Origin of the sequence: Methylosinus sp. R-45379 (assembly GCF_001644125.1) — a bacterium.
Lineage (GTDB): Bacteria > Pseudomonadota > Alphaproteobacteria > Rhizobiales > Beijerinckiaceae > Methylosinus.
In genome coordinates this window covers 51,757-65,333 of sequence record NZ_LUUM01000223.1, presented here as the reverse complement: position 1 = coordinate 65,333, position 13,577 = coordinate 51,757, and the positions used below count along the sequence as shown (strand labels likewise).

The window sequence follows — 13,577 nt, the reverse complement described above, 5'->3', positions numbered from 1 at the left end:
GAAGCTTCAATTCATCACGCCGGGAAAGGCGAATGCGCCCGCCAATTTCTTGCGCCACAAGCCGATCGGCGCCTCGGCCACACAGACGCCGCCATGCGCATGCACCATATGCGTCGCGCTAGTCGCAATGCCGAGATGCTTGGCTGGCGAGTGATCGCGGAAGCGAAACAAAAGCACATCGCCCGCGCGAAACGAATTCATCTCGACGACGGCGAAATGCCGATGCGCGGCGAGCGCCAAAGTCTCCTCGCCGAGGGCCTCTGCCCAATCCGGCGAATAGGGCGGCGCCGATTCCGGCTCCGGCCCCACCACCGCGCGCCACACGCCACGCACGAGACCGAGACAATCGCAGCCGACATGAATGAGCGATGCCTGATGTCGATAGGGCGTGCCGATCCAGAGCCGCGCCTGCGCGACGATCGCCGCGCGCGCGACCCCGCTCATCGAAAAAAGCTCCCACCGTCCATCGTCGGCGTCAGCGAGCTCGGATAGGAAATGACGAGATCATTGCCTGGCATATGCGGAAAGCCTCTGAAATTGACGATATTGAAGAATTTCGATCGGCAGCTCGCCGCACTCTTGTCGCAGCCGGCGACGAGCGTGAAGCCATCGCCCGAAACAATCCCGCCCGCGAGCCGCGACCACAGCCCCAGTTTCACCTTCCCGTCGGCGCTTCGATGTGATTTGACGGCGACGCGAACGCCAGCATCGGCGCCGCTGGTGACGATCAAGGAGCCCCCGGTAAAAAAATCATCGTCGAAATCCTCCGCGAGCGCCGCGACGATCGCGTCCTGCGTCACCGCGAGCACGACACCCGTCGTGTGAAAGAAGGAGGCGGAGAGATCGACCTTGCAACGCGCATCGCCGAGATCGGCGGAGCAGCCCTGCTGATAGCTGTCGCCGCGCGTCTCATCGAAGAGATGCGCGAGGGAGCGCAATTCCGCCCGAAACGCGAACTCGCTGCGCGTGACCTCGCCGATCGTCATGGCGTCGATGAGCAGGCGATTATCCACATTGCGCCAATCGACGAGCCATATCTCGACGCCAGCGCCGTCATAGCGCCCATTGGCGAGATCACTCTCGCCGAGCCCGTCCGACTGCAATGCGCCGATCACCTCGCCGCTACCGACCGCCAGTCCGACGCTTCCATCGATCTGCGTGGCGGCGAGCCCCGTGGCGGCGCGATAGGTCACGCCACCGAACACGAGATCACGATCATGATCGGTGAATCCCATTACCGCGCCATCCTTGCGAGTGAGACGCCAGCAATTGCACAAGGTCGACGCCGAAGCGTCGAGAGATTGCCGCATGGCCGACGAAGCCGAACGCATTGCCTTTCCTCCTTATCAAAGGATGATCTCGATGATCGGGATCTTCGGGATGGCGCCGGCCTCGAAAGAAGAGACGTCGATCTCGAGATAATCCGTGTCGAAGCGAGCAGGCACATCGAACAGAAATCCTGCCGTCACCACGGCGCCGATCGCTGGAACAGCCGAAGGCGACAAGGTGACGATTCCGCTCGACGCATCGACATCGAAGTCCACGCCTCGCGTCTTCTCGGTTCCGCCAATCGCTATCCGCACGCTTTCCATCACAGGCTTCGCTATAGTTCGCGCATAGGGCGCGAAGCCCGCGCCATAGGTCTTTTGCAGCTGAAATTGCGCCTGCGCGCCATCGCCTGCCCCGAGGATCTGGTCGAGCGGCGAAATCGAGCCGGTATGCGCAGAAGAAAAATCCGCGCGGTCGCGCCAACGAAAGCCGAACAGCCGCCCGCGTCGCTCCTCGAAAAATTCTATGACAGCGGCGAGCTGCGCGAGCGATTTGACGCCATAGCCCGCCTCATAGCGACGACGGGAATTCGCCCATCGCGCGTTGCGCGCCTCACGATTGGAGCCGAGCGTGACGATATCCGTCCGCCGCTCCGGGCCGCCCCGTCCATTCAGCGACACATCGAGCGGAAAGCGCGTCTCGTGAAAATCGACCATCACGCCCTCCTCATAGATTGCGCCGGCCGCGAGCCACCGCCCGCGCCAGCGCCGCAGCAATCTGCCCTTCCGAGCGCCGAAAGCTGTCGACATCCTGCGCTGCGATATTGACTGTCACCGCCACTGGATCGCCAGCGCCCTGCATCGCCACGCCGAGCCGACCATCCGGCCCGCGCGCGAGCGGCATGATCGCCTCCGCGCCGCGCTCGCCCATCAGACCCACCGCGCCATTCGCGCCGAAGAATGTGGGGCTCGCGACGACGCCGCCATCGGCGAACGGCGCCACGGAAACGCCGCCGCCGCCCAATGCGCCGGAGATCAGCGCGCTCAATCCGCTCGTCGCGCCCTGTGTCAAAGCCTGCGCGCCAGCATTGACGCCGAGCTTGGCGAGCGAGCGCGCGATGGAGGCGAGAGTGGTATCGAAGCTCCTTCCATTCACCGCCGCGCTGGCGAGCCCGCTCGATAGTGTCTTCGTCGCCGAAGCGGCGACCGAGTTGATGTCCTGCAGCTGCGTTTTCGTGGACTTCAGATCGAGCGCCTGAAAGGACAGATCGATCGATGATTGCGCAGCGCTATCGCTCGTTGACGAATCACTCACTTTTGGTCTCCGTCGGGAAATGCGCGCATCAATGCCGCTAGAGCGTCGCGTGATGGCGCTCTCGTGGCGCGGCCGTAGAGACCTTCCGCGGCGCAAGCCAATTCGCGTGGCGTCATCGACCAGAAATCGCGTGGCGAAAGACGAAGAACGCCGAGGCCGAAGGCCATCGCCCGCGCCCATGGGAAGGGCTGCGGCCTCACCCGCTCGCGCTCCGCGGCGGCGGAGGGTTTGCGCTGTCGCCCGAGCCGAAGGTCGCCGCCAGAAGATCGGCAGCGATCTTCACATAATCGCCGAGCCCTCCCGCGACGGTCATGCGCGCGACCTCATCGTCATTCTTTTCATATCCGCCGCCGCGCAATCCACATCCGATAATGCAGATCAGATCGCGCGCCGATAGGCGCCGTCCTTCGAAGCGCTCGGCGAGCGCGACGAGATCGCTCACGCCATGCGCGCTCTCGAGCTCGGCGAGCGCGCCGAGCGTGAGACAGAGCCGATAGCTCTCGCCGTCGAGCGTCGCCTGAATTTCTCCCCGCTTATGATTGGCCATGACGATCGCCTCACCCCGGTGTGAACGAAACCGCGCTCGCCGATTCGAGCGCTATGTCGAACGTCATCTCGGCATTGTGCTCGCCGCGATAATCGAGGCTGGTGATTTGGAACACGCCGGCAATTACTCCGAACGACGGAACCATGATCCGCCATTCACGCAGCAAGCCGTCGAAGAAGAGCTGGCGAATGAGCGCATCCGACGCCTGATCCTTGAATATTCCGGATCCCGCGAGGCTCGCGCGCTTCACGCCGGCGCCGTCGAGCAATTCGCGCCAACGACCTGCAGATTCGGCGTCGGTGACATCGACGGTCTCGGCGTTGAGCGACAGACGCCGCGTGCGCAAGCCCGCGACAGAAACGAAGCTTCCGCTCCCATCGTCGAGCTTCAGCAGCAGGTCTTTTCCTTTTTGCGCTGACATGTGAAGGCTCCTGAATTTGCAGTCGTCATTGCGCTTCCGTCGTCGCGCGAAAGCGCAGATCGACGCGGGCGAAGCGGCCATTCTGCTCGCGTCGCGTCTCGCTGCCTTGATGGCGCAGATCGATGAGGACATGCCCCTCGAGACCGAGCGGCGCCTCGTCGAGAAGCGCGACGATCCTGTCGCCGAGAGTCAACGCTTCGGCGGTCCCACGTTCGATCGATACGACCGTGATCGTGAGGAGCTGCTCGGCGCCGCCGCTGTCCGAAGTGGACCAGTCGCGCAGCTTCGCCTCGGACAGCAGCACGTAAGGCGCCGCAGCGCCGCGCGGCGCCTCGTCATAGATTTTCGCGGCGCCGAGCGCGGCGACGAGGGCGGAATCCGCCGAGAGACGCGCGCGTATCGCTTTGCGCAGAGCGATGATCGGCGAAACCGTCATTTGTGGCGCCTCATGCGATTTCCTCACAATGGCAGAACAGAAAGCGGCGCCGTCCGTCCGGGTCAGAGGCGGAAGTGATGCGCAGGCTGCGCGCGCCATCGACGAGGCGCATTTCGCTGGTCACATCGGCCCGCCATCGCGCTTGCGCGATCCAATGGATCGCCAGCTCCTGCCGCTCCTCGATGAAGCGCGCTTCCGCGGAAAGCGGCGTGAGCTTCACCCAAATATCGCCGCGCCCGACATAGCCTCTGGTCATCGCGCCGCTGTCGTCCGGCGTGTCCACGGGCGCCTCGAGGCTCATGCGCAGGCGCATCTCGCCGATCTTCGGCGCGTTCATGTCAATCGCTCGCGCCGAAAGGGCTTCGCCAAAGCCACCGCGATTGTCGGCAATGGCGCCCCGGCGTCGTCCACATCGCCACGACTTTCATGCCAATGCGCAACCAGCGCCAGCATGGCGCGGCGCAGTGGCTCCGGCGTGTCGGTGGCGCTGTCGCCATATCCGGTGACGAGATCGATCTCGATTCCGTCGCATGCGCGGCCCGGCTCGGGCGGCGACGAGATAAAAGCGACACGTCCGGCGTCGCGCGTGGGAGCCGCGCGGTAGGCCGCGCTCGCGAGGGTCTGAGCGACATCGGCAGAGTCATAGACACGGATGGCCGAAAGGCTACGAAACGGGGAGAAAGGAATGGCGAGCGTTCCGCGTCGCAATGTCTGCGCGGGCCAGGCGTCGAACAGCATGCGCCAGCTCTGCGTGACGAAGAAGCGGTGGGTGTAGGATTCGAGCGTCAGGCGCGCGGAGACGATCAAAGCGGCCAGTAACGGATCCTCATCGCTAGAGTCGAGCCGGAGCCAGGCCTTCGCCTCATCGACCGAGACGGGCTCCAGCGCCGGGGCTGTCAGAAGATTCGGAATCATTCGGTCTGTCCATCTGTGAATGACGTGCGAACTCGCCGTTGTGAGCGGCGCAGTCGCGCGCCGCTCGCGTTTCACGCTAGTCACATCATGCGGCGGCGAATTTCAGCAGCTTGATCGCCTCGAAATCCTGAACGCCGCCACCGACGCGCTTGGTCGTGTAGAAAAGCACATAAGGCTTTGCGGAATAGGGATCGCGCAGCACGCGCACGCCGAGCCGATCGACCACGAGATAGCCGCGCGCGAAATCGCCGAAGGCGACGGAGAGACTATCGGCGCCCATATTGGGCATATCCTCCGCTTCCACCACGGGGAAATTCAGCAGAGACGCCGGCTGATCGAGACTCGCGGGCGGCGTCCACAAATATTCGCCAGTGGTCGATTTGAATTTGCGGATGGCGGATTGCGTCTGCCGATTGAGCACGAATCTGCCGTTCTGCCGATAGCCGGCGCGCAGCGCATAGACGAGATTGAACAGAGCGTCAGAAGGATTGCTCACCGCAAATCCGCCGGCGACGCCGGTCGCGACATAGCCGATATTACCCCAGCTCCAGCTGGCGTCCGCGACCGTCGTATAGGCGAGGAATCCTTTGGGTTTGTCGGTTCCATTGCCGCTCACAAAGGCCGCGCCTTCCTGCTCGGCGAAGACGGTCTGCACCTCCTCGGCGATCCATTGCTCGACGTCGATCGCGGAATCGTCGAGCAAGGTTTGCGTCGGCGCCGGCATGGCGTAGAGCTCCATCGCCGGAAAATTGAGATCGACGATCTGCTGGCTGCTGGTTTGCGTTCGCGGATCGGTTTCTGCTGCCCATCCGGCGGCCGGTCCTTGTGTCGAATAGGCTTTGCGCAAAGAATGCGTGGAGATTTCACGCACGCTGGCGATGGCGCGAATGGGCGACAAATGCGCCAGGCGACGCAATATCTCCTGCTCCGCGGGCGTGGGCACGAGATATCCGCCGTCCGGGCCGGAGCCGGCGGACAGCGCCTTGGATTCGAGCGCCTTCAGCCCGGCGGATTCGCCGCTGCGCATATAGAGCGAAAACGCCGATTTGTGCTCGCGCGTAGGCGCATCGTCGCTCGGCGCGGACGAAAGTCGCGGCCGCGCGAGATCGAGCGCGACGCGGTCGACGCGGCGCTTCGTTTCGTCGATGGCGCGGTCGATGCGCTGCAGCTTCTCCTCGGTGAGCGCATCGACGCCCATGCGCGTCTCGATCTGCGCGAGGCGCTCTTCATTCGTATCCTTGAACGCCGTGAAGGCGCGGTGAAGATCGGCGAGCGCTTCCTCGCCGGAGAGGGTCCTGGTTTCGAGAAACGACATTGCCGGCAACCTCTTTCTTTCGACATGACGGCGCACGAAAGCGCCGCGCGGAATGCGCGGGCGTTCGGAGGCCAGGTGAACTGGGAAGATCGTCTTCGCGCGCGGCGCTAGCCGCGAGCGTGCGTCACCGGGAGGCAGAGAGCTGCTGGAGCGTCGCCTCGAATCGTGTCGCGGCGAGCTGCATGCGAAGCCGCGCGAGCTTCTGGCCGAGCTGAGCCGCCGCGTGACGCGGCGCGATCGTCAAAGCGGGAATCACGGCGATGCGCGCCTGCGGCAACGCAGGAAAGGTGACGATCGAAATCTCGATGAGATCGAGCTCGAGCAATCGCCGGGCGCCAGTCTTAGGATCGCTCGCGGCGCGAAGCGTGCGAAAGCCGATCGACAGCCCGTCGAGCGCGCCCGCACGGATCAGCGACAACGCCTCGCGCGCACGCGCGACCGAAAGATCGAGCCGCCCACGTACTTTCAATCCGCGAGCGTCCTCTGCGATCTCCGTCCACGCGCCGATCGGCTCCTCGGCGCGATGCTGCCACAGCATTTTGACGCTCGCGGCGCCGCGTCGCTGCAAGCTCGCGGCGAAGGCGCCGCGCTCGACGATATCGCCGCAAGTGTCGCGCACGTTGAAGAGGCTCGCATAGCCTTCGAATGCTCCATCGGCGCCGATCGCCGCGGGAAACGGCGCGCGCTTCGTCTCCAACGGAGGGCTCTCTATGTGAATGTCTCGCGTCAGCGCTCGCGCCATCAGGCTTTCTCCCGCGTCGCGCCGATCGCGGCAGGACCGCCGCCGCGCGGCGGCTCGCGAAGGCGCTGCAATGCGCGCACAAAAGTCTTGAACACGATTTCGGGCTCGAGGCGCGGCGGCTTGCGCGGCGGGCGACGTTTCAGAATGCGGAGGGGCAAAGCGGACAGACTCATTTATTCGCTCCCATAACGGCGATTGAAGCGCGCGAGCTCGCGCACGAAAGCGTCGAGCCGCCGCATGGAGCGGCCGAGCTCACGCAGAGCGCGCAACGCGAAAGCAGTGGCGGCGCTCGCCCAGAGAAAGAGCGCGAGATGGGCGAGATCGCCGCGCTCGATAATGGAGGTGACGATCTCGGACATGGGGCCCCTTTCAGACGCGAGAAAACGCCGGCCGTTCTGACGAGCGGTCGTCGCGGCTGACTTCGTTCGATTCCGCTGATCACGAGCTACGCGAGGTGGCGGCTCATCCGCCGCCCGCCCACCGGCGAGCCCGTGGAAACGCCTTCTGCATGCGCTGCACGAGCGGAATGATCGTCCGGCGCCAGAAGGCGTGATTGGCGTCCTCGTAATTGCGGAATGTGTTGTCGCCCGGCAGCCCGATCAGCAGCGGCGGCACGTCGAAGGCGAGCGCGATCTCCCGCGCGGCGGAGGCTTTCGTCTCGGAAAAATCCATGTCTTTGGGCGAGAACGACAGCGCCTTGCAATCGAGCCCGCCTTCCAGCAGCAGCGGACGGCCGGCGTCGAAGGCGCCGGAGAAACTCTCCTCCAACTCCTGCTTCAGACGTTCGAATTGCTCACCGGTGAGATGTCCGCCCTCCGGCCGCGGCATAGACGAGCGCGGCCTACTTGTTCTTCTGCGAAGCGAGCGAGGCCTCGAGCGCGGCGCGTATGAGGCCAAGAAACGCCTCCGCGTCGCCTTCATTGCCACTGGAAATGCCAAAGCCGCCGCCGAGAGTCTGGTTCCAATTTGCGACCAGCTGCTCGTCGCTATAATTCCTACTCAACATCGAGATATGCTAATGTCACAAGACCACGGCGACCCACCATGTATCACGAATATCAGGCTGTCCTCGAGCGCTCGCGACAAAGGCTTCCTTACCCGTCGGTGAATTGAATTCGGCATTGACGCGCTTGCGCTCAGTGACGACGCGTGCGACAAGTTCGACGGTGTCTTGTTGGTGGACGATCGCCGAATTGACCGGCTCCTGCGCTGCTTCCAACGAAGGAAACGACCCGACAAGCGGCGTCGTGCTGAATGGCCCCCTCTCGAAGCGCTCGCTTTGAACGCGTCGTATCAAATACTCATCGCTCTTGCCGACATGCTCGCTGATGGCGTGTCCGCCGTTCGCTTCCTCGTCCCGCAGATCGATAAAATCGCCGACCTGCGTGACGAGCCCGCCCACATCGCTCAGGCGATCGTGCTCAGCGCGACCCGGACGAAATCGCCGCCGCTGCTCCCATCCCCGCTCGTCCACTGCCTGCCCTCGGGCGATCCGGCGGCGACGCGCGGCCGGTCGGTCAATTCAAATAGGCGCGCGCCTTACGAAAGAATTCGATCATGCTGCCTCCAGAGATATATAATTGCGCCTTCGAGCTGTTCCAAATTTCTTGCAATTCGGCGTTCGAATAGCGTCCGCTCGTGAGCTCGTCGAGATAGGTCTTCAACGATTCCACCTGATCTCTCGTAAGGAAATTCGGGGCCTGTCGAACCGCGTCATCCAAAGAAGGATAAATCTTGAGAAGATCCTGATGGAAAAGGCGACTGTAGCTCGCGAACGCCTCAGGGAGGTTCATATGCCGTCTCTTTCTCATTTAGTCGTTTATCGGATAGGCGGTGACCACCGTGAAGCCATTAGGGGAGGCGTCGTCATGTCGAATGAGCACCAAAACTCCGTTTGTCTCTCGTATATATGGAGCGGAACGGCCGCTGTTTGCAAACGCTTCCTTACCGGTCGGAGAACCGAAAAAGCTGGTCATATCGGTTCCTCCAAGCAATCCCTTTGCCACTGCTTCGACAATAGCACGATTAGCCGATAGCGTCGCGTTGACGAGTTTGTTCGCCGCCGCCAACGAAGGAAACGATCCCGCAGCCTGAAGACCCATATCGACAAAAAGTCCTGAATAACGTTCCGTCAATACTCGATTTAGCAAGAACTCGTCTGACTTTCCGACATGGTAGTCGATCGCATGGCCCCCTCGCTCCTTCTCACCCAGCAAGTCGACGAAATAGCCTTCGCCCTCGCCGACCAGTGTAGCGCCGACATCGCTCACGACACCAGCGATCGTGTTCAGCGCCACTTGCGCGAGATCGCCGCCGCCGCTACCGTCGCCACTCGTCCACTGCCCGCCGTCCGGCGATCCGGCGTTGACGCGAGGCTGATCCGCCGAATATTTCACGCGCTTTCCCATCGGGCCGTAGCCAGCCGCCTCGCGCTGCTCGTCGACAGTGAGGAAAGCGGCGCTTCCGATGCGGCTCCATTCGAGCGCGCGCTCTTTGGCCAGAGCGTCGATGCGATCTGCGTCATAGTCGAAGCGGAAAGGCGCGAAGCCCGGCTGCGCCCAGGCATGAAACGCCTTCTGCAGTCGTTGCACCAATGGGATGATCGTCTGGCGCCAGAAGGCGCGATTGGCCTCCTCATAATTGCGGAATGTGTTGTCGCCAGGTAGGCCGATCAGCAGCGGCGGCACGCCGAAGGCGAGCGCGATCTCCCGTGCAGCGGAGGCTTTCGTCTCGGAAAAATCCATGTCCTTGGGCGAGAGCGACAGCGCCTTCCAATCGAGCCCGCCTTCCAGCAGCAGCGGACGTCCGGCGTTGAAGGCGCCGGAGAAATTCTCCTCCAACTCCTGCTTCAGCCGCTCGAACTGCTCATCCGTCAGATGTCCGCCCTCGGGCCCGGCATAGACGAGCGCGCCGGAAGGCCGCGCGCTATTGTCGAGCAGCGCCTTGTTCCAGAAGCTCGCGGCGTTATGCGTGTCGAGCGCCGTCTGCGCGGCGGCGAGCGGCGCGAAGCCATAGATATCATCGAGCGGATTGAAGAGACGAATGTGCAGAATCGGTTCTATGCCGCGACCCTGAATGTCATAGCGCACGCTGTCTCCGGCCACGGAATAGACATAGGCGGTCGGCCAGCCATTGCGTCCCGCGACGACGCTCATGCGATCGGGCCGCAGGCAATAGGCCTCGCGCAGCAATCCATCGACGAAGGCGCCTTCCACATAGGCGTCGCCATAGAGCAGAAGATTGGAGACGAGCGCCTCGAGGAAGGAGACGCTCGTATCGCTCGGATTGGGCCGCTCGATCAATCGCAGCAGGGGATGTTCCGGATTTTCGACGCGACCTTCATAAGCGAGCCAGGGCACGGAGGCGGCGCCTTCCGCCACCATGCGCACAGCGCGATAGCAGACGGCGTTGCGCTCATAGCCGGCCCGTGTGAGCGCAACATTGTTGCGCGCTGTCCATTGCGGCGCGGCCATGGAATGCAGCGAAAGCATGGCGCGCGAGGATTTGCGCTCCGGCGCGCGCGCGCCGAGGAGACGGGAGAGAAATGAGGGCATGAGATATCCGTCTGAAATCGAGTGAACATCGAGCAGGGCGTAGGAAGCGGCTGGCTCGGCGCCGTGTGGCTCGCGATCGCCCCCCCCTCACAATCGTCGCATGCGCGGCTCGCGCGCGCGCGGCGCCAACGCTAGTGCGTGAACGGCCCACACCAGCGCGTCGAGACGATCGGGACTTCTCCCCGACGACAAGCCGTCGGTGGCGAAATCGCACATCTCGTCCTCGAGCGCCGGAAAGGCGCCGACATGGCGGATGCGCCCTTGCTCATAGAGCTGCGCGACCGGCGCCGCGCGCAAATATTTGCCGCGTGTCGCGCGGACTTCTCTCACGGCCACGCTCGGGTCGGCCTCGTGAATGACGGCGCGCACCATCTCGCCGCCCTGGTTCACCTCGGCGATCAGCGCATCGGCCTCGAGCCTGTGATAGAGCGCGACGCCGGCGCGCGCCCATTGCGCCGGCCGCGCGGCGGCGAGCGTCGCATCCTGCAGCACGAAGACGATTCCATTCGCTGCTCCCGCCGCGACGATTCCGCATCGATCGGCGCGCTGGCCGGATGACGCAGGCGGATCGATGGCGACGACGATGCGTTCCATCGGCGGCGCCTCGACAATGCGCGCCGCCTCCAACATATTGCGAGTCCAGAGCGCGTCGGCGCGCTCCTCGACGATCTCGCCGTCGAGCTCCTGACGCCCCAATCTCGTGCCGGCATATTGCGCGACGACGCTCTCGAGAAAGGATGGCGCGAGATGCGTCGCATTCTGCCGCGTCGTCGCGCGCGTCGTCACGACGCCGCGCTCGCTCATCAGGCGCTTCAGAAGCGGAATGGAGCGCGGCGTGGTGGTGACGATCTGGCGCGGCCAGTCGCCCAAGCGCAGCCCGAATTGGAGCATTTCCCAGCTCTCCTGCGCATAGCGCCATTTCGCCAGCTCGTCGCACCAGGCGGCGGAAAATTGCGGGCCGCGCAGGCTCTCGGGATCTTCCGCCGAGAAAGCCTGCGCGACCACGCCATTGTCGAATGTGAGGCGCTTGCGCGAGGGCTCCCACAAGGGCCGCTCGCTGCGCGGATGTATGGCGAGAATTCCGGAGACGCCTTCGATCATCACATCGCGCACATGCGCGGCGCTCTCGCCGACGAGCGCGATCGGCGACAAGGGCCGCGTCGAAAATTGCAGTCGGCCGCGCGCGATGGCGCGCACCCATTCGGCGCCGGCGCGCGTCTTGCCGGCTCCGCGCCCGCCCAATATCAGCCACACGCGCCATGGCTCGCCATTGCGCGCGAGCAAGGGCGGCCATTGATCCTCGCGCGCGCAAAACTCCCAATCCGCGAGCAGGGTTTCGAGCTCGCGCGCGGAAAATCCCTCGATCAGCTCATTCAAGCGGCCCATCGCCGCACATGCGCTCGAGCCGGCGAGCAAGCTCCTCGCGGAGTTCGGCCAATTGGCGGGGAGGCTCGTCGTCGAAAGCGTCTCGGACACGCCCGTCCTCCTCTCGCGCCACGGCGGCGTCGCGATTCATGCGCTTCAACTCCGCGAGGCTGCGCACAAGGCTCGCGAGCACGCGCGCGCTCGTCTCCATCGTCTTCGGCGCCGCCTTTGCGCCGCATGTCGCGAGGACCGCTTCGGCGCGGACGAATTCGCGCTCCACCGCTTCTTCGAGCCGCGCGATGAGGCTGCGCGAGTCTCTCTCCGTCGGCGCGCTCCGCCGCGTCGCCATGGATGGCTCTTCCACGCTCTTGCGCTTGATCGGCGACGGCCGCATCGGCCATCCCTCGTTTTCGCGAAAACTGTGGAAAGCGCGCTCGCTCATGCCGAGCATGGCGCGCACCTCGGCGAGCGGCGTGACTCCCGCGTCATAGAGCAGCTTCGCCTGCGTGACGATGTCGCGCGAAAGCGCGTCGGACTTTGACGCCATGCATCGGCCTTTCGTGAGATTCTCGGAAGAGACGAGCGCGAGGGCTCGCGATCCGCAGCGCGCGCTCAGAAAAAGCGATCGAGAAACGCCGCGGTTTCATTCGAGACGCCGACGATCTTATTGGTCGCCTGGCGATAGAATTTGAAGTTGAGCTCAGTCTGCGGCCGGCCGTCGGTCCAGTCGTCGAAGGCCTTCAGCTCGGAGCGGCCGAGCGGACGCTTCGCGAGCGCGTCGCGTCTTATCGCGACGTTCACCCGGGGCGTCTGCCGCTCGCCCCCGGCCTTCTTTGCGACAGGCTCCGCGGAGACGACGACTCCGCGCGCGACAAGCCCGCGGCCGCCTTCATTCTCGCTCGCGAAAAGAAACACTCTGTCGCCGACGGCGATCGTCTTGCCGCCGTACATCGTCTTCTGCGCGGTGAAGACGAAGGTCTCGGCGCGAGCATCGGCGATCTCCGTTTTGATCGCGAAATCCATCTCGAAGCTCTCTCCGAGAGGCAGGGGGCCGCCGCCCCTCGCCCCAAGCGCAATTCTGGAGCATGGGACTTGTCTATAGGACCAGCGTCCCGCTGTCAAGGAATAAAATCACAACCCCGCCTCACGCCGCCCGCCCCTTCTTGCGCCGCGGCCAGCGCTTGGGCCATAGCACGATGAAATTGGGGAGATCGTCGGTCTCCACCTCCTGCTCATGAGCCGCCACGCGGCCGCGCACGGAGACCCCGGCCGTATGGACGCTGGCCGGGTCGCCGGTCAGCAGCGGGTGCCAGTCCGGCAGCGGCTTGTCTTCCGCGCGCAGGCGATAGGCGCAGGTCGGCGGCAGCCAGGCGATGCCGGCGAGCGCCTTCACGGTCAGGCGCACGCAGTCGGGCACCTTGGTCTGGCGGCCGGCATAGTCGCGGCAGCGCCCGGTGTCGCCGTCCAAAAGGTCGCAGCCGACGCTCGTATGATAGATTTCCCCACTATCTTCGTCCTCGAGCTTGACCAGGCAGCAGCGTCCGCAGCCGTCGCAGAGCTTTTCCCATTGCGTCCGCGTCAATTCGCTCAAGGGCCTCATCCAGAACGGTTCGCCCGCTTCTTTTTCGCCATTCCTCGCCATGCTCTGTCTTCGGCCCTCGTCCTTGGCGCAGCGCGCGCTTTATTCATCCTGCCGGCG

Annotated in this window: 21 protein-coding genes and 2 pseudogenes; all 23 read right to left on the bottom strand. The window is 64.1% G+C overall.

Features of this window, described 5'->3' with window-relative positions; genetic code table 11:
* Positions 1-6: 6 nt before the first annotated feature.
* Complete coding sequence (locus A1351_RS09625) at positions 7-444, bottom strand: NlpC/P60 family protein (RefSeq protein ID WP_024878879.1); 438 nt, start codon at positions 442-444, stop codon at positions 7-9.
* Positions 441-1,331 (bottom strand): DUF2163 domain-containing protein, encoded by an 891-nt coding sequence (locus A1351_RS09620; RefSeq protein ID WP_024878878.1) that lies wholly within the window; start codon positions 1,329-1,331, stop codon positions 441-443. Before A1351_RS09620 ends, A1351_RS09625 begins: the two co-directional genes overlap by 4 nt.
* Before the next feature lie 15 nt (positions 1,332-1,346).
* Entirely contained in the window at positions 1,347-1,985 is a 639-nt protein-coding gene (locus A1351_RS09615; RefSeq protein ID WP_064032897.1) for a DUF2460 domain-containing protein, read from the bottom strand.
* Positions 1,986-1,995: 10 nt separating this feature from the next.
* Complete coding sequence (locus tag A1351_RS09610; RefSeq protein WP_026597869.1) at positions 1,996-2,583, bottom strand: phage tail tape measure protein; 588 nt, start codon at positions 2,581-2,583, stop codon at positions 1,996-1,998.
* Positions 2,580-2,783 (bottom strand): rcc01693 family protein, encoded by a 204-nt coding sequence (locus tag A1351_RS23905; RefSeq protein ID WP_256388643.1) that lies wholly within the window; start codon positions 2,781-2,783, stop codon positions 2,580-2,582. Before A1351_RS23905 ends, A1351_RS09610 begins: the two co-directional genes overlap by 4 nt.
* Complete coding sequence (locus tag A1351_RS09605; RefSeq protein WP_026597868.1) at positions 2,780-3,130, bottom strand: gene transfer agent family protein; 351 nt, start codon at positions 3,128-3,130, stop codon at positions 2,780-2,782. Before A1351_RS09605 ends, A1351_RS23905 begins: the two co-directional genes overlap by 4 nt.
* Before the next feature lie 10 nt (positions 3,131-3,140).
* Complete coding sequence (locus A1351_RS09600; protein ID WP_064032875.1) at positions 3,141-3,551, bottom strand: phage major tail protein, TP901-1 family; 411 nt, start codon at positions 3,549-3,551, stop codon at positions 3,141-3,143.
* Positions 3,552-3,576: 25 nt separating this feature from the next.
* Positions 3,577-3,987 carry a DUF3168 domain-containing protein gene (locus A1351_RS09595; RefSeq protein ID WP_024878873.1) on the bottom strand — a complete coding sequence of 137 codons (411 nt, stop codon included), beginning with the start codon at positions 3,985-3,987 and terminating at the stop codon, positions 3,577-3,579.
* A gap of 10 nt (positions 3,988-3,997) precedes the next feature.
* On the bottom strand, positions 3,998-4,324 hold the full coding sequence (locus tag A1351_RS09590) for a phage head closure protein (RefSeq protein WP_024878872.1): 327 nt from the start codon (positions 4,322-4,324) through the stop codon (positions 3,998-4,000).
* Positions 4,321-4,902, bottom strand: a complete 582-nt coding sequence (locus A1351_RS09585; protein ID WP_064032874.1) for a head-tail connector protein — start codon at positions 4,900-4,902, stop codon at positions 4,321-4,323. The genes A1351_RS09590 and A1351_RS09585 overlap by 4 nt, the downstream gene beginning before the upstream one ends.
* An 85-nt stretch (positions 4,903-4,987) precedes the next feature.
* On the bottom strand, positions 4,988-6,217 hold the full coding sequence (locus A1351_RS09580) for a phage major capsid protein (RefSeq protein ID WP_064032873.1): 1,230 nt from the start codon (positions 6,215-6,217) through the stop codon (positions 4,988-4,990).
* A gap of 124 nt (positions 6,218-6,341) precedes the next feature.
* Complete coding sequence (locus tag A1351_RS09575; protein ID WP_064032872.1) at positions 6,342-6,959, bottom strand: HK97 family phage prohead protease; 618 nt, start codon at positions 6,957-6,959, stop codon at positions 6,342-6,344.
* Positions 6,959-7,132, bottom strand: coding sequence for a hypothetical protein (locus A1351_RS24670; RefSeq protein WP_157096233.1), 174 nt, complete (start codon positions 7,130-7,132; stop codon positions 6,959-6,961). Before A1351_RS24670 ends, A1351_RS09575 begins: the two co-directional genes overlap by 1 nt.
* Positions 7,133-7,318, bottom strand: coding sequence for a hypothetical protein (locus tag A1351_RS09570; protein ID WP_024878868.1), 186 nt, complete (start codon positions 7,316-7,318; stop codon positions 7,133-7,135).
* 136 nt (positions 7,319-7,454) lie between these two features.
* Positions 7,455-7,778 (bottom strand): annotated as a pseudogene (locus A1351_RS09565) (phage portal protein); the annotation flags it as partial.
* A 202-nt stretch (positions 7,779-7,980) separates the two neighbouring features.
* Positions 7,981-8,433 (bottom strand): RNase A-like domain-containing protein, encoded by a 453-nt coding sequence (locus tag A1351_RS09560; RefSeq protein WP_157096232.1) that lies wholly within the window; start codon positions 8,431-8,433, stop codon positions 7,981-7,983.
* Between the two features lie 43 nt (positions 8,434-8,476).
* Positions 8,477-8,632 carry a hypothetical protein gene (locus A1351_RS24665; protein WP_157096231.1) on the bottom strand — a complete coding sequence of 52 codons (156 nt, stop codon included), beginning with the start codon at positions 8,630-8,632 and terminating at the stop codon, positions 8,477-8,479.
* Positions 8,633-8,770: 138 nt separating this feature from the next.
* Positions 8,771-9,367, bottom strand: a complete 597-nt coding sequence (locus A1351_RS25820) for an RNase A-like domain-containing protein (RefSeq protein ID WP_245267435.1) — start codon at positions 9,365-9,367, stop codon at positions 8,771-8,773.
* A pseudogene (locus A1351_RS09550) lies at positions 9,365-10,513 on the bottom strand (phage portal protein); the annotation flags it as partial. The pseudogene A1351_RS09550 and the gene A1351_RS25820, both read right to left, overlap by 3 nt.
* Positions 10,514-10,600: 87 nt before the next feature.
* Positions 10,601-11,899: a DNA-packaging protein gene (locus A1351_RS09545; RefSeq protein ID WP_064032895.1), complete on the bottom strand. Its 1,299-nt coding sequence runs from the start codon at positions 11,897-11,899 to the stop codon at positions 10,601-10,603.
* Positions 11,883-12,425 (bottom strand): hypothetical protein, encoded by a 543-nt coding sequence (locus tag A1351_RS09540; RefSeq protein WP_064032896.1) that lies wholly within the window; start codon positions 12,423-12,425, stop codon positions 11,883-11,885. The genes A1351_RS09545 and A1351_RS09540 overlap by 17 nt, the downstream gene beginning before the upstream one ends.
* 65 nt (positions 12,426-12,490) lie before the next feature.
* A complete protein-coding gene (locus A1351_RS09535; RefSeq protein WP_024878862.1) occupies positions 12,491-12,901 on the bottom strand; it encodes a hypothetical protein in 411 nt (136 codons plus the stop codon).
* Between the two features lie 121 nt (positions 12,902-13,022).
* Complete coding sequence (locus A1351_RS09530) at positions 13,023-13,520, bottom strand: YcgN family cysteine cluster protein (RefSeq protein ID WP_024878861.1); 498 nt, start codon at positions 13,518-13,520, stop codon at positions 13,023-13,025.
* Positions 13,521-13,577: the final 57 nt, after the last annotated feature.

Coding starts and splice junctions, on each gene's coding strand:
- A1351_RS09625 (WP_024878879.1), bottom strand. CDS start 444: ATGAGCGGGGTCGCGCGCGCGGCGATCGTCGCGCAGGCGCGGCTCTGG.
- A1351_RS09620 (WP_024878878.1), bottom strand. CDS start 1,331: ATGCGTTCGGCTTCGTCGGCCATGCGGCAATCTCTCGACGCTTCGGCG.
- A1351_RS09615 (WP_064032897.1), bottom strand. CDS start 1,985: ATGGTCGATTTTCACGAGACGCGCTTTCCGCTCGATGTGTCGCTGAAT.
- A1351_RS09605 (WP_026597868.1), bottom strand. CDS start 3,130: ATGGCCAATCATAAGCGGGGAGAAATTCAGGCGACGCTCGACGGCGAG.
- A1351_RS09600 (WP_064032875.1), bottom strand. CDS start 3,551: ATGTCAGCGCAAAAAGGAAAAGACCTGCTGCTGAAGCTCGACGATGGG.
- A1351_RS09595 (WP_024878873.1), bottom strand. CDS start 3,987: ATGACGGTTTCGCCGATCATCGCTCTGCGCAAAGCGATACGCGCGCGT.
- A1351_RS09590 (WP_024878872.1), bottom strand. CDS start 4,324: ATGAACGCGCCGAAGATCGGCGAGATGCGCCTGCGCATGAGCCTCGAG.
- A1351_RS09585 (WP_064032874.1), bottom strand. CDS start 4,902: ATGATTCCGAATCTTCTGACAGCCCCGGCGCTGGAGCCCGTCTCGGTC.
- A1351_RS09580 (WP_064032873.1), bottom strand. CDS start 6,217: ATGTCGTTTCTCGAAACCAGGACCCTCTCCGGCGAGGAAGCGCTCGCC.
- A1351_RS09575 (WP_064032872.1), bottom strand. CDS start 6,959: ATGGCGCGAGCGCTGACGCGAGACATTCACATAGAGAGCCCTCCGTTG.
- A1351_RS24670 (WP_157096233.1), bottom strand. CDS start 7,132: ATGAGTCTGTCCGCTTTGCCCCTCCGCATTCTGAAACGTCGCCCGCCG.
- A1351_RS09570 (WP_024878868.1), bottom strand. CDS start 7,318: ATGTCCGAGATCGTCACCTCCATTATCGAGCGCGGCGATCTCGCCCAT.
- A1351_RS25820 (WP_245267435.1), bottom strand. CDS start 9,367: ATGGGAAAGCGCGTGAAATATTCGGCGGATCAGCCTCGCGTCAACGCC.
- A1351_RS09545 (WP_064032895.1), bottom strand. CDS start 11,899: ATGGGCCGCTTGAATGAGCTGATCGAGGGATTTTCCGCGCGCGAGCTC.
- A1351_RS09540 (WP_064032896.1), bottom strand. CDS start 12,425: ATGGCGTCAAAGTCCGACGCGCTTTCGCGCGACATCGTCACGCAGGCG.
- A1351_RS09535 (WP_024878862.1), bottom strand. CDS start 12,901: ATGGATTTCGCGATCAAAACGGAGATCGCCGATGCTCGCGCCGAGACC.
- A1351_RS09530 (WP_024878861.1), bottom strand. CDS start 13,520: ATGGCGAGGAATGGCGAAAAAGAAGCGGGCGAACCGTTCTGGATGAGG.